This window comes from Sinomicrobium pectinilyticum (assembly GCF_003725735.1).
In the GTDB taxonomy this organism is placed as follows: domain Bacteria; phylum Bacteroidota; class Bacteroidia; order Flavobacteriales; family Flavobacteriaceae; genus Sinomicrobium; species Sinomicrobium pectinilyticum.
The window spans coordinates 1-327 of record NZ_RJTM01000230.1 but is presented as its reverse complement, the minus strand read 5'-3'; the positions used below and the strand labels follow the sequence as shown (position 1 = coordinate 327).

The following is a 327-nucleotide window of genomic DNA, read 5'->3' as shown; positions in this document are numbered from 1 at the left end:
AGTTCATAGACATGCAGCCCTTCAAAAGCACTGGCAAGTCCCGCATCAAACGATACTTCTATACGGTTGAACGGTACGTTCACCGGGTAGATCAGCTCGTAAACATCGGTCGTTCCCGGGAACAACGATAACTGGATCAGTTCCGGGTCCAAAGCCAATTCACTGTTGGCATCATTATTATTATAGGTACGGATACGGATATTTTCCGATAACAACGAAGCTTCGATCAATCCGCCTTCTTCTCTCTGCAACAATACCCTGACGCCATCACCTTCTACGGACAAGGTCGGGTATAAGGCCGTTATATGTACTCCTTCACTAAGTACG

Annotated in this window: 1 protein-coding gene; it reads right to left on the bottom strand. The window is 46.8% G+C overall.

Annotated features, from left to right (window positions below):
* Positions 1 to 327 (bottom strand): hypothetical protein (locus ED312_RS24060; RefSeq protein ID WP_170164620.1); only part of this gene is annotated, 327 nt, incomplete at both ends.